Genomic DNA, 14,155 nt, shown 5'->3' with positions numbered 1-14,155 from the left:
CAAGGGACTACGGGCGCTCTACGCGCACCAATACTGCGAAACTATTTCCTTGGCATAGGCTGGGACCTGTCGTCCCGAACGGGTCGAGGCGAGCAGTCCGAGGGAGGTCGCACTGATGAGGATGCAGGCATCGCGCCCCACGCTGGAGCAGGTCGCCCGGGCGGCCGGGGTCTCCAAGGCGACCGCCTCCAAGGTGCTCAACCGCCGGCCGAACATCTCCTCGCAGACCCGCCGGCGGGTGGAGCGGGCTATCGACGAGCTCGGCTACGTGCCGACCACCGGGCCGCGCGAGCGCGACCGCCTGCAGAAGGTGAACGTCGTCTTCAACACGCTCGTGAACCTCTACTCGATGCACGTACTGGAAGGGATCGTCGCCGCGGCGCACGCGCAGCGGGTCGAGGTGCTCGTCGACATGGCCGATCCGGACCTCGGGGAGGACGGACCGCTCTCCGCGCCCTGGATCCGCCGGCTGGCGGCGCACGGACGTACGGGCGTGATAGTCGTGACCTCCGAGCTCACCGCCGACCAGCGGGACCTGATGGGCGCCCTCGGACTCAGCGTCGTCCTGATCGACCCGCTCAACCCCCTCGACGACGAGGTGGTCTCGGTGGGGGCCACGAACTTCACCGGGGGCCTGCAGGCGACCCAGCACCTCTTGGACCTGGGGCATCGCCGTATCGCGTTCGCCGGCGGGCCTCCGGGCTCGATAGCCTCGCGCGAGCGCCTGCAGGGCTATCTCAGCGCCATGGGCTCCGCCGGCGCGGCGATCGACCCGGAGCTGATCCTGGAGCGCGAGTTCAGCGTCCCCGCGGGCCTCGAGATGGCCAGCAGGTTCCTCACCGAGCCGCAGCCGCCCACGGCCATCTTCGCGGGCTGCGACGCCTCGGCGCTCGGGGTGCTCGAGGCGGCGCGCCAGCGCGGCCTGCGCGTGCCCCAGGACCTGTCGGTCGTCGGTTTCGACGACACCTCCATGGCCGTGTCCACCGCACCTCCGCTCACCACGGTGCGGCAGCCCATCAGCGACATGGGCCGGGTCGCGCTGCGCACCCTGCTCCAGCAGTCGCGCGGGGAACCGGCCGACTCCCACCACGTCCAGCTGTCCACACAGCTGGTGATCCGGGGATCGACCGCCGCGCCGGTGACCACGGTCCCCGGGCCGCACCCCCGGCACTGACGACACTGAGCACGACGAGGGCACCGAGAGCAGCGCGCGACGACGTGGAGGCACCATTGGAAGAGCAGTACCTTGCGGACCGGGCAGACGGCTACCCGGCAGGCGCCCAGGACCCGGGGGCGGCGCCCGTCGGCCTCGACTGGCACACCGACCACCTGCTCGGCGAACCGTTCCAGGAGGCCCCGCTCGGGCCGGCCACGCTGGTGCGGTACCCGCACCCGGACGACGCTCCCGCGCCCCACGCGGCCGTCGTCCATGTGCACGGCTACAACGACTACTTCTTCCAGGAGCACCTGGCCCGCGCGTTCGCGGCGGCGGGCTACGCGTTCTACGCGCTCGACCTGCGCGCTGCCGGGCGGTCCCTGCAGCCCGACCAGATCCCGCACTTCGTGATGGACCTGCGCGAGCAGGCCACGGACATCTCGACGGCCGCCCGGGCCGTCCGCGCACTGGAGCCCGGGCTGCCGCTCGTGCTGCACGCCCACTCCACCGGCGGGCTCACGGGAGCGCTGTGGGCGCACGCGCACCGCAACGCCGTGGGCGCCGACGCCGGGCCCGACGTCCTCGTGCTCGACTCCCCGTTCCTCGACCTCTGGGCGTCCGAGTTCCACCGCGGTGTCGGCACGCGGCTGCTGGACACCGTCGGCCGCCTCGCCGCCACCGCGGTCCTGAAGGACAGTCCCTCGCGGTACGCGGAGCACCTGCTGGCCGCCAACGGCGGGCGCTGGGAGTTCGACACGACGCTGAAGCGGCCCGACGGCCTGCCCAGCCGGGTCGGGTGGTTCGTCGCGGTCCGGCGCGGGCAGGCACGCGTCGCCCAGGGACTGGAGATCGCGTGCCCGGTGCTGCTGGCGCGGTCCGACTCCTCCGGCCCGGACGCGCTCGACAACCCGCTCCTCGACGCGCAGGACACGGTGCTCGACGTCGAGCAGATGGCCGCGCTCGCCCCGTCCCTGGGGCATGACGTCACGGAGCTCGTCGTACCCGGCGCGGTGCACGATCTGACGCTGTCGGCCAGCGGGCCGCGCGAGGCATACCTCGACGGCATGTTGAAATGGACGAACAGCCGGGTGGGCGCCGTCGTCGGTGCCCGGGACGCGACCTGAGGCCGGCACGACCGACCCGCAGGACCACCCGCCAGACCACCCGTCAGACCGCTCAGTACCGAGACACGAAGGACAGCCAGTGACCTATTTCGAGGGGCCGTTCCAAGCCCTCGCCCATCGCGGGTTCGCACACGCCTCGGTCGGTACCGAGGGCCTGGAGAACTCGCTGGCCGCGTTCGGCGCCGCCGTCGACCTCGGCTTCCGGTACGTGGAGACGGACGCGCACGGCACCGCCGACGGCGTAGCGGTCGCGCTGCACGACGAGTCCCTCGACCGCACCACCGACGGCACCGGCCTCGTCGCCGAGCTGCCGTGGTCCGACGTCAGCGAGGCCCGAATCGGCGGAGTCGAACCCGTGCCGCTGCTCGAGGACATCCTGGGCGGCTGGCCGGAGCTGCGCGTGAACATCGACGTCAAGCACGCCTCCGGGGTGGGCCCCGTGGCCCGCGCCGTCGAGAAGACGTCGTCCTGGGACCGCGTGTGCGTCACCTCCTTCGACGCCGCCCGGCGCCGGGCCACGCTCGCCAAGCTGTCCCGCCCGGTGGCCACGTCCGCAGGACGCAACGAGATCAGAGGCTTCCTCACCGGAGTGCGCCTGCACGCCCGCCCGCTGGCCCGCCGCTCCCTGCGCGACGTCGACGCGCTGCAGGTCCCCGTGCGCGAGAAGTCCGTCACGGTGGTCGACGCCGCATCGCTCGAGGCGGCGCACGCGCTCGGCAAGAAGGTGCACGTGTGGACCATCAACGACCGCGACGAGATGGAGCAGCTGATCGACCTGGGCGTCGACGGCCTGGTGACGGACCGCGCGGACCTGCTCAAGGACCTCCTGATCGAGCGAGGTCTCTGGGAGTAGGCGCAGCGCGGCCCGCCGTCAGGAACCGGCTTCTCACTCGCAGCCGACGCCGTCCCCGTCCCGGTCCAGGTGCGAGCCGTACCCGGGGTCCCCGGAGCGCACCGGAGCGGCGCCGGCCGCTCGGGCGGCGTCGCAGTTGTCGTAGTACACCGCGCCGCCCGTGTCCTCGGGCTCCTCGACCGCGGGTTCCTCCTCCGCGGTGCCCGCGGCTTCCGCGGACTCGACGGCCGCCTCACGGTTCGCGACGTCGGACTCTCTCGCCTCCAGGTCCGTCTCGGCGGACTTCACCGCGACCTCCCGTGACCTGAGCTTTTCCGCCTTCTGCTTCATGTCGGCCGTCTGTGTCGTGAGGCCCTTCTGGTCGGTAGCAAGCTGCGCCTCGTCCGCGGCGAGCAGCTCCTGCGCCCCGGCGAGCGCCTCCGTCTCGGTCTGCACTTCCGCGCGTTCCGCCGCCGCGGCGGACGCCTCAGCCTCCGCCGCGGCGGCCGCACCCGATCCTCCGCCCGCGGCGACGCCGAAGAGGAAGACGACCACTGTCGCCGCCACCCCGCCGAGGACCAGCAGCGGCTTGCGCCGGGGTGGCTTGTGCACTTCCTCGTCCGGTACGTCCACGACGACAGCGCCCTCGCCGATCAGCGCCGTGTCGGGTACGTCGACCCAGAGCTGCCAGCCATCAGGCTTCGACCACTCGGGATTGGGTTCCCACCGCAGGTCCGGCGTCCACTCCGAGGTAGGAGCGGGCCAGCCTGGCGGCAAGTTGTAGACCTTACGCACGATGGCGCCTTCCGGTCGGCGTGCGACCGGAGCCGCACGCGGGTTGCCCCTGTGCGTCGGACGGTAGGCCCGTTCACCTCGCACCGCGCAGTGATCGCAGCAAGATCACCCGCGGCACCTCCCCCTCGATCCTGGTCGCCCGGTCAACCAACACCCCGGTGGCAGGTGCCAGGTCACGTTGCCACCAGCGTGCAGCCCGACGCGCGACCCGGCTCAGTCGGCCCGGTGCAGGCGCACTCAGCCCAGCGTCAGCGTGACCGGCGTTCCCGGACCCTGGGTCGGCGGCTCCTTCGAGACCTCCGCGTAGGCGGCGGCCAGCAGGGTCGGGTCGGGGCCCTCCAGGCGGACCGGCTTGGCGACGTCGTCCAGCACCACGAACCGCAGCAGGTCGCCGCGGGTCTTCTTGTCCCGCCGCATGGCAGCCAGCAGCTGGTCCCAGCGGTCGCCCCGGTAGTGCACGGGGAGCCCGAGCGAGGACAGGATGGCGCGGTGGCGGTCGGCGACGTCGTCGGGGAGCTTGCCCGCCATGCGGGCGAGCTCGGCGGCGAAGACCATGCCGACGCTCACCGCGGCGCCGTGGCGCCACTGGTACCGCTCGGCCAGCTCGATCGCGTGACCCAGGGTGTGCCCGTAGTTCAGGATCTCCCGCAGGCCCGCCTCCTTGAGGTCCTCGCCGACGACCTGCGCCTTGACCCGGACCGAACGCTCGACGAGCTCGGCGACGACCGCCCAGGTGTCGTCGGTGGCCTCGGTGCCCGCCCAGTTCCGCAGCTCGTCGACGTGCGCCTCGACCAGCTCCAGGATGACCGGGTCGGCGATGAAGCCGGTCTTGACGACCTCGGCCAGGCCCGCGACCAGGTCCCACTTGTCGAGCGAGCCGAGGGCCGCCAGGTCGCACAGCACGCCCGCAGGCGGGTGGAACGCACCGACGAGGTTCTTGCCCTCCGACGTGTTGATGCCCGTCTTGCCGCCCACCGCGGCGTCGACCATCGCGAGCAGCGTGGTCGGCACGTGCACCACCCGGATCCCGCGCAGCCAGGTGGCGGCCACGAAGCCCGCGAGGTCGGTGGTGGCTCCGCCCCCCACCCCGATGATCGCGTCCGACCGCGTGAAGTCCAGCTGGCCCAGCAGCCCCCACAGGAACGCCGCGACCTGGGGCGTCTTGGCCTCCTCGGCGTCGGGCACCTCTGCCACGAACGCCTCGTACCCGCCGGCCTTCAGGTCCTCCGCGATCGCGTCGGCGGTCGCGGACAGCGCGGCCGGGTGGACCACCATCACCTTGCGGGCCGGGCCGACCAGCGCGGGCAGCTCACCGAGCAGGTGGCGGCCGATGACGACGTCGTAGGGGGTGTCTCCCTGCACGGTGACCCGCGTAGGGGCGGTCTCGCTCGAGGCACTCATGGTGCTCACGTGGTGCTCTCCTCGTTCTTCTTGGGATCCATCAGCTCGCCCGCCGTGGCCTCCAGGCCCAGCGCCTCGACGATCTCGGCGGCCACCTGCTCGCCGGGCCGCTCGCTCGAGACGACGGTCAGGGTCGCGAGCCGCTCGTACGTGGGGCGCCGCTCGGTCATCAGCTTCTGCCACTGCGCGCGCGGGTTGCCCAGCAGCAGCGGCCGGGCCTGGTTCATGCCCACCCGCTGCGCGGCGATCGCCAGCGGCACGTCGAGGAAGACGACCTGCCCGCCGTCGGCCGTGTACTTCTCGAGCGCCTCCTGGGTGGCGGGGTTCATGACCGCGCCACCGCCGAGGGACAGGACGCCGTCGTGCTCCGCGAGGGCGGTGAGCACCGCCGCGCGCTCCAGCTCGCGGAAGCGGGGCTCGCCGTCGTCCACGAAGATCTCGCTGACGGGCTTGCCCGCGCCCGCCTCGATGTCCGCGTCGGTGTCCCGGACCGTGACGCCGAGGCCCGCCGCGAGGATGCGGCCGACCTTGGACTTGCCGGAGCCGGGCGGGCCGATCATCACGGCGACGGGGCCGATCTTGGCAGGGCCGCTCACTGCAGCAGCTCCGGGATGGCCGCGAGGTAGGACTCCATGTTGCGGCGTACCTCGGCCACCGAGTCGCCGCCGAACTTCTCGACCGCGGCCTCGGCAAGGGTGAGCGCGACCATCGCCTCGGCGACGACGGCGGCGGGCGGCACCGCGCAGACATCCGACCGCTGGTGGTGCGCCGTGACGGGCTCGCCGGTGGCGGTGTCCACGGTCGGCAGCGCGCGCGGCACCGTCGAGATGGGCTTCATCGCCGCACGGACGCGCACGACCTCACCGTTCGACATACCGCCCTCGATGCCGCCCGCGCGGTTGGTCGTACGACGGATCCGCCCGGGCGCGCCCGCGCCGTCCGGGCCGGCCGCGGCCTCGCGCACGATCTCGTCGTGGGCCGCGGTGCCACGGCGGCGCGCGGTGCGGAAGCCGTCGCCGACCTCGACACCCTTGATCGCCTGGATCCCCATGAGTGCGGCGGCGAGGCGCGCGTCGAGGCGGCGGTCGCCCTGCACGTAGGTGCCCAGCCCGGACGGCACGCCGTAGGCGAGCACCTCGACGACGCCGCCGAGCGTGTCGCCGTCCTTCTTGGCCAGGTCGATCTCCTCGACCATGAGCTTCGAGGAGGAGGCGTCGAGGCAGCGCACCGGGTCGGCGTCGAGCGCGGCGAGGTCGTCGGGGGTCGGGAGCGCGGAGTCGTCGGGCACCGCGGCACCGCCGATGGCGACCACGTGCGAGACCAGGCGGATGCCGAGAGCCTGCTCCAGGAACTTCGCGGCCGCGACGCCGAGCGCCACGCGGGCCGCCGTCTCGCGGGCCGACGCACGCTCCAGGACCGGCCGGGCGTCCTCGAAGCCGTACTTGCGCATGCCGATCAGGTCGGCGTGGCCGGGACGCGGGCGCGTCAGCGGCCGGTTGCGGGCCACCTCGCGCTCGTCACCGGTGCCGGCGTCGACCATGAGTGCCTCCGGCGGCACCGGGTCGGCCGACATGACGTCGGTCCACTTGGGCCACTCGGTGTTGGCGATCTCGATGGCGAGCGGACCGCCCTGCGTGATCCCGTGGCGCAGCCCGCCGAGCACCCGCACCTCGTCCTGCTCGAACTTCATGCGCGCGCCCCGGCCGTAACCGAGGCGGCGGCGCGCGAGCGCACCCTGGATGTCCCCCGTCGTGAGCTCCACCCCAGCGGGCAGACCCTCCATCACGCCCACGAGGGCAGGACCGTGCGACTCACCCGATGTCAACCAACGCAGCATGGCGCGATTGTTTCACGCGCGTGACGCACCCGGCGCCCGCTGTCCACAGGCCGTCAGCCCAGCGCCGTCCGGAGCGCGTCGTCCATCGCGGCGAGCGGCGCGGGGCGGCCGGTCATCAGGCGCACCTGCTCGGCGGCCTGATGCAGGAGCATGCGCTCGCCGCCCACGGCGTCGGCGCCCAGCGCGGTCCAGGCGGACTGCAGGGCAGTGGGGCGGGGGTCGTAGACGACGTCGAGGAGCACGCCGCGGGGCTTCTCCCCCGCGCCGGTCAGCAGCCCCGTCAGCAGCGGCGCCCACTGGTCGGCGGCGTACTTCGGCGTCGTCGAGACGACGGCGTCCGCGACCGCGAGGGCCGACGTCGTCGCCCGCTCGTCGAACACCGCGAACGACGGGCTCACGCCCATCCGCGCGACGGCCGCGCGCAGCGGGCCGATCCGGTCCAGGGAGCGCACGAAGACCCGCGGCGAGACGCAGCCGAGCTCCGCCACCGCCGCGAGGGCCGACGCCGCCGTCGCGCCACCGCCGAGGATCACCGCGTCGGCGACGCCGCGGGCGCCGAGGCCCTCGCGCAGCGCCGCGACGATGCCGTGCACGTCGGTGTTCGTGCCGGTGGTGGTCACGGCGCCACTGCCGGCACGCCCCGCGGAGAGGCCACCCCCGGAGACCAGCACGGTGTTGACGGCACCCACCGCCTCGGCGAGCGGGTCCACGTGGTCCAGGAGCGGGATCACCACCTGCTTGAGCGGCATGGTCAGGCTCAGACCCGCCCAGCCGGCGTCGACGTCACGCAGGAAGCCCTCCAGGGCGTCCTCCGTGACGTCGTGCACGCCGTACTGCCAGCCGTCCAGCCCCAGGGCCCGGTAGGCCGCGCCGTGCAGCACCGGGGACAGGGAGTGCGCGACGGGGTGCCCGAGCACGGCGGCCCGGCGGGTCATCGTGGTGCTCATGGCTCAGTACCCGTTCTCCGCTGCCCAGGCCTGGTACTCGTCCTTGAAGGCCAGGAACTCGTCGTAGTTGTCGGTGAACTTCGTCTCCTGCGTGTCCAGGTTCACCGTCACGTACCACCGCCACGGCCCCTCGGGCGCTTTCAGGACTGCTTCGATCGACGCCTTGCTCGGCGCACCGATGGCGGTCGGCGGCAGTCCCTTGACCACGCGCGAGGCGTACGGGAACGACTTGTCCTGGAACTCCGCCTTCGTGATCTCGTGCGACGGCTTCTTGCGGCCGTAGGAGTCGATCGCGTCCAGACCCAGCGCCTCGCCGGCGGCGAGCCGGTTCTCGATCACCCGGGCGACCTCGCCCCGGTAGTCGTCCGGCGCTTCCCGCTCGACCAGCGACGCCTTGATGACCAGATCGTTGCGCTGGTCGGCCGGCACGTTCAGCTCGGTCAGCTCCTGCACGGTGAGGGCGACCATCTGCCCCAGCACGTCCGCCGCGCTCGTGCTGTCCGGCTTGACCTCGTAGGTGTTGGCCGCCAGCCAGCCCTCCAGGTGCCCGCCTGCCTCCGCGGGCAGGCCCAGTGCCGCCGGGTCCGCCAGGGCCGCCTTGACGTCCGCCTCGGGCCAGCCCGTCTCGATCATCGTCTGCTCGATCTGCGCGACCGTGCTGCCCTCGACGACGGTCAGGCCGGCGCGGTCCACGTTGTTCTGCGCCAGCAGCGCCACGGCCGACGCCGCGCTCATCCGCAGCTTCATCTCACGGGTGCCGGGCTGGATCGACGAGGCGTCCGGGTTCGCGTTGAACGCACGCACGAACGCCTCGGCGCTGGCGACCACGTCCTGCTCCACGAGCTCCGCGCCGATCGTGTAGCCGTTGCCCTGGGGCACCTCGACCACTATCGCCTCGCCGCCCGTGCCCTCGTAGTCCGGGGCGGCCAGCGGGGTACGGATGCCGAAGAGGTAGCCGTCGTTGACCACCGTCCACGCGCCCAGGGCGCCGACGACCAGCAGGACGGCGAGCACGGCGACGACCAGCGGTCGCCTGGACCGCTTCTGCCGCCTGTCCCGCCTGCCGCCGCGCCGGTCGCTCCCAATGCCGCTGTCGCGCCTGCCGCCGGGCATGTCCCGATCTCCTCGTCGGCCGCGAGAGCCGCTGGCGTGCCGCGGGGGCCCCTGATAACTCACTCCGGGAAGGGCCTCGGTCACGCTCGCTCCATCCTCTGCGCTGCCTGGATCGTGGTCGATCCATGCCTGGTCACGCCCGGGCGCGCGACATCACGATCGGATGTCACGATCGCATCACAGCCCGGGTGCCGCGAACGCTACCCCGATCAGCACGTTCGCGGCCAACTCCCGAAGTCACCGCGCCGAACCGTCAGGAACCGCAGCGACCTGGGAATTCACCCGTTCGCGGCCTGCCACTCACGCAGCTCCTGCACGTACCGCTGGTGCTCCTCGAAGTCATCGGCGAACTTCGTCTCGCCGGTGTCGAGGTTGACCGTCACCCAGAACTTCCAGTCCCCGGGCGTCGGGTTCAGGACAGCGTCGACGGACACCTCGCCAGGGCTGGCGATCGGACCGGGCGGCAGGCCCGAGTGCCGATAGGTGTTGTACGGGTTCTCCGTGTTGTCGCGGTCGGCCTTCGTCAGCTCGGTGCCCGGCTTCTTCGCACCGTACGCGAGCGCTGCGTCGATCTCGAGCCGCATGTCGTCGTCCAGCCGGTTCTCGATGGCGCGCGCGATCTTCGGCTTGTCGTCGCTGTGCAGACCCTCGCGCTCGACGAGGGACGCCTTGGTCAGCACCACCTGCCACTGCTTGGAGGAGACGCCCTTCTCCTCCAGCAGCCCCTTGGTGCGCTCGACCATCTGCGTGAGCAGCCCCGCGGCCGTCTCGTCCGGATCCAGCGTGTAGGTGTCCGGGTACAGCCAGCCCTCGACCTTGCCGTCGGCCTGGTCGGGCAGCCCGATCTCCGCCGGGTCCTCCAGCGCTGCCCGGAAGTCCTCGGCGGGCAGGCCGCTGACCTGCACGGCGCGCTCGACGATCTGGTCGGCCGTGTAGCCCTCCGGGATCGTGAGCTGCAGGTCGACCGTGTCGTTCTTGACGAGCAGCGCCACCGCGTCGCTAGCGGGCATCTCCTCGAGCATGGTGTGGGTGCCCGGGCGGATCATCACGGAGTCCGGGTTCGCCTCGAACGCGGCGGTGAACGCGGCGACGCTCGCCACGACACCGGCGTCGTAGAGCGCCTCGCCCATGGCGGTGCCGGTGGCGCCCTCGGGGATCTCGACGTCGATCTGGTCGCCGCCGGGTCCGGGGAAGTCCTTGGACGCGAGCGGGTTCGACAGGCCGGTCAGGGACTCGAGGTTCGACCAGACGGCGTAGCCGGCCCCGCCGACCAGGACGAGGGCGACCAGGAGCACGACGAGGGAACGGCCGTGCCGGTTCCGCCGTCGGCGGCGCTGTGCCCTTCTGCTCGATCTGGGTTCAGGGAACGCGGGGTCTTCCTGGTTACGCGGGGGCGCCGTGAAGAGATCCGTCACCGGAGACTCACTGTCCTTCGTTGGGGGGCGACTAGGTCATATGTGCGTGGTCATTCGTGCGTGGTCATTCATGCGTGTCTGACATGGTCCGCGCCTCGACGAGCTCGCCGGCGCGCTCCCCCTTCGCCCGCTCCGCGTCGAGTGCAGATTGCAGAATGATAACGGCAGCGGCCTGATCGATCACAGACCTGTGCCGTTTGGTTTTTCGACCCGCCGCGGTCAGGGCCTGGTGCGCCGACACAGTGGTCATCCGCTCGTCCACGAGACGGACCTCCGCGGCCTGACCGGCAGCGGCGAGCGCGACGACCAGGCGGGCCGCGAAGGCCCGCGCGTCGGCCGTCGCGGCGCCCTCCTTGCCGGACAGGTGCCTGGGCAGCCCCACGTAGACGACGGCGGCGAAACGTTCCTCCGCCTCGGCGACGATCCGGGCGACGTCGGCGGTGGTGCCACGGGCACTCTTGCCGCCACCGCCCTTGCCGCCGCTGCCGCCCTTGCCCCCGGGCGTCAGCACCCGCGGCACCGTCTCCACCGGGGTGGCGACGAGGCCGTCGGGGTCGCTCGCGGCGAGCCCGATCCGCGCCATACCGACGTCGACCCCGAGCCGGGCCCCCCGAGGGAGGCCGGGCTCGGAGGTCTCGACAGGCTCGACAGGCACAGGCGTCAGGCGCCGACGGCGGCCAGGCGGACGCTCTCGGCGATACCCGCCAGCGCCTCGCCCAGCTTGGCCGGGTCGGTGCCGCCGCCCTGGGCCATGTCCGGCTTGCCGCCGCCACCGCCGCCGAGCGTCTGGGCCGCGGTGCGGACCAGGTCGCCGGCCTTGTAGCCGGCCGCGCGGGCGGCGGCGTTGGTCACGACCACCACGACCGGCCGGCCGCCCGAGACGCCGCCGGCGGCGGCCACGACGGGCTCGGCCTCGCCGAGGCGTCCACGCACGTCGAGCACGAGGGCGCGGAGGTCGTCGGCCTGGGCCTCGCCGGCGTCGTGCGCGATGACGCGGACCTCGCCGACGCGAGGCGCCTCGGCGGCGAGCTTGCCGGCCGTGGCCAGGAGCTGGCCCTGCCGCAGCCCGGCGAGCTCCTTCTCGGCCTCCTTGAGGCGGGACACGAGCGAGCTCACTCGGTCGGGAAGCTCCTCGGCGCGCGTGTTGAGCAGCCCGGTGAGCTGGCCCACCAGGGCGTGCTCCTTGGCCTGGAACCCGTACGCGCCGTCGCCCACGAGGGCGTCGACGCGGCGTACGCCCGAGCCGATGGACGACTCGCCCAGCAGCGTCACGCGGCCCAGCTGGCCCGTCTGCTTGACGTGCGTACCGGCGCACAGCTCGCGCGACCAGTCGTCACCGATGGAGACCACGCGTACGACGTCGCCGTACTTCTCGCCGAACAGCGCCATGGCGCCGGCCTCGCGGGCCTGGGCGATCGGCATGAGCTGGTCGGTCACCTCGAGGTTGTCGGCGAGCCGCACGTTGACGCGCTCCTCGATCTCCGACAGCGCCGAGGCCGGCACGGCCGACGGCGAGCGGAAGTCGAACCGGATGCGGCTCGGGGCGTTCTCCGACCCGGCCTGCGTGCGGTCCTGGCCGACGAGCTCGTGCAGCGCCTTGTGGATCATGTGCGTGGCCGAGTGGGCACGGCTGATGGCCTTGCGGCGCTCCGTGTCGATCTGGGCGGTGCCGGGGTCGCCCAGCGCCACGGTGCCCTCGACGAGGCGGCCGCGGTGCACGCTCAGGCCCTTGATGGGGCGCTGCACGTCGTCGACCTCGATGGTGGCACCGGCGTCGAGCACGATGGTGCCGTGGTCGGCGAGCTGGCCACCGGCCTCGGCGTAGAACGGGGTGCGGTCCAGGATGACCTCGACCTCGGCCGGCGCGGTGACGGCCGGGGCGGGCACACCGCCGGACAGCAGGCCCGTCACGCGTACGGAGGCGTCCGTCTGCGTGTAGCCGAGGAACTCGACGGGAGCCGACAGCTCCTTCTCCAGGGCCTCGTACGCGGCGACGTCGGCCCCGCCCGTGCGCTTGGCCAGCGCGTCGGCACGGGCGCGGGTGCGCTGCTCCTGCATGAGGGAGCGGAAGGCCTGCTCGTCGACCTGGACGCCCTGCTCTGCGGCCATCTCGAGCGTGAGGTCGATCGGGAAGCCGTAGGTGTCGTGCAGCTGGAAGGCGGCCTCGCCCGGCAGCACGCCGCCCTCGCCGCCCGAGCTCTTCTTCAGGTTCGCGACGGCCGTGTCCAGGATCGTGGTGCCCGAGGCCAGCGTGCGCCGGAAGGCCTCCTCCTCGGCGTAGGCCACGGCGGAGATCTGGTCGAAGTTCTCTGCGAGCTCCGGGTAGGACGCGGCCATCGCGTCCTTGGAGACGGGCAGCAGCGACGGCAGCGCGAGGCCGTCGACGCCGAGCAGGCGCATGGCGCGCACGGAGCGGCGCAGCAGACGGCGCAGCACGTAGCCGCGGCCCTCGTTGGAGGGGCGCACGCCGTCGCCGATGATCATCAGGGCCGAGCGGACGTGGTCGGCCACGACGCGCATGCGCACGTCGTCGTCCCGGTTCTCGCCGTAGACCTTGCCGCTGAGCTTCTCGGCTGCCTCGATGACGGGGAACACCTCGTCGATCTCGTACATGTTGTCCTTGCCCTGCAGCAGGAAGGCAACACGCTCGAGACCCATGCCGGTGTCGATGTTCTTGTTGGCGAGCTCCCCGAGGATGCGGAACTCCTCCTTGGACCGCACCTCGTCGATCTCGTACTGCATGAACACGAGGTTCCAGATCTCGACGAAGCGGTCACCGCCCTCGTCGATCAGCGGGCCGCCGTCGGGGCCGTAGGCGGCGCCGCGGTCGTAGAAGATCTCCGAGCACGGGCCGGCCGGGCCGGGCTGGCCGGTGGACCAGTAGTTGTCCTTCTTGCCGAGCCCCTGGATGCGCTCGTCGGGCAGGCCGACGATGTCCTTCCAGAGCTGGCGGGCCTCGTCGTCCTCGTAGTAGACGGTGACCCACAGCTTGTCGGGGTCGATGCCCAGCTTGCCGTCGTCCAGCGAGCCGGTCAGGAAGTCCCAGGCCATGCGGATGGCGTCGGCCTTGAAGTAGTCGCCGAACGAGAAGTTGCCGTTCATCTGGAAGAACGTGCCGTGGCGCGTCGTCTTGCCGACGTCCTCGATGTCAAGGGTGCGCACGCACTTCTGCACGCTCGTGGCGCGCTTCCACGGCGGCGTCTGCTGCGCCGTCATGTACGGGATGAACGGCACCATGCCCGCGATCGTGAACAGCGTCGACGGGTCCGGCGAGATCAACGACGCAGACGGCACCACCGCGTGACCCTGAGCTTCGAAGTAGTCGAGCCAACGCTTGCGGATCTCGGCGGTGCGCATGAGGTCAGTGATCCTTCTTCTCGGTCGTGCGGAGATGTGGTCGTGCGGAAGTGCGGTGAATCGCGGGTGGGACGCGCGAGTCGCGTCCGGATCCGGACGCGACTCTATTCTGCCGCTGGTAGTGCCACGGACGGAAACTGAATGATGGCGTACGGCTGACGACGCTGTACGACTGGCA

The 14,155-nt window shown here is 72.1% G+C and carries 12 protein-coding genes; 3 read left to right on the top strand and 9 right to left on the bottom strand.

What is annotated here, in order from left to right:
- Window positions 1–115: 115 nt before the first annotated feature.
- From ACQEVI_RS24835 to ACQEVI_RS24825, 3 genes are all read left to right on the top strand, one after another.
- Window positions 116–1,174, top strand: a complete 1,059-nt coding sequence (locus ACQEVI_RS24835) for a LacI family DNA-binding transcriptional regulator (protein ID WP_432904332.1) — start codon at window positions 116–118, stop codon at window positions 1,172–1,174.
- Between the two features lie 56 nt (window positions 1,175–1,230).
- On the top strand, window positions 1,231–2,280 hold the full coding sequence (locus ACQEVI_RS24830; protein ID WP_432904329.1) for an alpha/beta hydrolase: 1,050 nt from the start codon (window positions 1,231–1,233) through the stop codon (window positions 2,278–2,280).
- A gap of 79 nt (window positions 2,281–2,359) precedes the next feature.
- Complete coding sequence (locus tag ACQEVI_RS24825; protein ID WP_432904326.1) at window positions 2,360–3,133, top strand: glycerophosphodiester phosphodiesterase; 774 nt, start codon at window positions 2,360–2,362, stop codon at window positions 3,131–3,133.
- A 33-nt stretch (window positions 3,134–3,166) separates the two neighbouring features.
- Here the strand turns inward: ACQEVI_RS24825 and ACQEVI_RS24820 are convergent, their stop codons facing one another.
- From ACQEVI_RS24820 to alaS, 9 genes are all read right to left on the bottom strand, one after another.
- Entirely contained in the window at window positions 3,167–3,907 is a 741-nt protein-coding gene (locus ACQEVI_RS24820) for an excalibur calcium-binding domain-containing protein (RefSeq protein ID WP_432904323.1), read from the bottom strand.
- 237 nt (window positions 3,908–4,144) lie between these two features.
- Complete coding sequence (gene aroB, locus ACQEVI_RS24815) at window positions 4,145–5,308, bottom strand: 3-dehydroquinate synthase (RefSeq protein WP_432906101.1); 1,164 nt, start codon at window positions 5,306–5,308, stop codon at window positions 4,145–4,147.
- Window positions 5,309–5,313: 5 nt separating this feature from the next.
- A complete protein-coding gene (locus ACQEVI_RS24810) occupies window positions 5,314–5,868 on the bottom strand; it encodes a shikimate kinase (protein WP_432906098.1) in 555 nt (184 codons plus the stop codon).
- Window positions 5,869–5,900: 32 nt separating this feature from the next.
- Entirely contained in the window at window positions 5,901–7,145 is a 1,245-nt protein-coding gene (gene aroC, locus ACQEVI_RS24805) for a chorismate synthase (RefSeq protein WP_432904320.1), read from the bottom strand.
- A gap of 53 nt (window positions 7,146–7,198) precedes the next feature.
- Window positions 7,199–8,092, bottom strand: coding sequence for a shikimate dehydrogenase (locus tag ACQEVI_RS24800; RefSeq protein ID WP_432904317.1), 894 nt, complete (start codon window positions 8,090–8,092; stop codon window positions 7,199–7,201).
- A 3-nt stretch (window positions 8,093–8,095) separates the two neighbouring features.
- Window positions 8,096–9,205, bottom strand: a complete 1,110-nt coding sequence (locus ACQEVI_RS24795) for an endolytic transglycosylase MltG (RefSeq protein WP_432904314.1) — start codon at window positions 9,203–9,205, stop codon at window positions 8,096–8,098.
- Window positions 9,206–9,483: 278 nt separating this feature from the next.
- The gene (mltG, locus tag ACQEVI_RS24790) at window positions 9,484–10,620 is read right to left on the bottom strand and encodes an endolytic transglycosylase MltG (protein ID WP_432904311.1); all 1,137 of its coding nucleotides are present in this window, start codon (window positions 10,618–10,620) and stop codon (window positions 9,484–9,486) included.
- Between the two features lie 64 nt (window positions 10,621–10,684).
- A complete protein-coding gene (ruvX, locus tag ACQEVI_RS24785; RefSeq protein WP_432906095.1) occupies window positions 10,685–11,203 on the bottom strand; it encodes a Holliday junction resolvase RuvX in 519 nt (172 codons plus the stop codon).
- A 77-nt stretch (window positions 11,204–11,280) separates the two neighbouring features.
- Window positions 11,281–13,977: an alanine--tRNA ligase gene (gene alaS, locus ACQEVI_RS24780; RefSeq protein ID WP_432904308.1), complete on the bottom strand. Its 2,697-nt coding sequence runs from the start codon at window positions 13,975–13,977 to the stop codon at window positions 11,281–11,283.
- Window positions 13,978–14,155 lie beyond the last annotated feature (178 nt).

This window comes from Promicromonospora sp. CA-289599 (assembly GCF_050936155.1).
GTDB lineage: Bacteria > Actinomycetota > Actinomycetes > Actinomycetales > Cellulomonadaceae > Promicromonospora.
This window is presented reverse-complemented; position numbering and strand designations above follow the sequence as displayed.

Excerpts from the sequence above, each read along its gene's own strand:
- ACQEVI_RS24835 (WP_432904332.1), top strand. The coding sequence starts at position 116 with ATGAGGATGCAGGCATCGCGCCCCACGCTGGAGCAGGTCGCCCGGGCG.
- aroB (WP_432906101.1), bottom strand. The coding sequence starts at position 5,308 with ATGAGTGCCTCGAGCGAGACCGCCCCTACGCGGGTCACCGTGCAGGGA.
- ACQEVI_RS24810 (WP_432906098.1), bottom strand. The coding sequence starts at position 5,868 with ATGATCGGCCCGCCCGGCTCCGGCAAGTCCAAGGTCGGCCGCATCCTC.
- aroC (WP_432904320.1), bottom strand. The coding sequence starts at position 7,145 with ATGCTGCGTTGGTTGACATCGGGTGAGTCGCACGGTCCTGCCCTCGTG.
- ACQEVI_RS24800 (WP_432904317.1), bottom strand. The coding sequence starts at position 8,092 with ATGAGCACCACGATGACCCGCCGGGCCGCCGTGCTCGGGCACCCCGTC.
- ACQEVI_RS24795 (WP_432904314.1), bottom strand. The coding sequence starts at position 9,205 with ATGCCCGGCGGCAGGCGCGACAGCGGCATTGGGAGCGACCGGCGCGGC.
- ruvX (WP_432906095.1), bottom strand. The coding sequence starts at position 11,203 with ATGGCGCGGATCGGGCTCGCCGCGAGCGACCCCGACGGCCTCGTCGCC.
- alaS (WP_432904308.1), bottom strand. The coding sequence starts at position 13,977 with ATGCGCACCGCCGAGATCCGCAAGCGTTGGCTCGACTACTTCGAAGCT.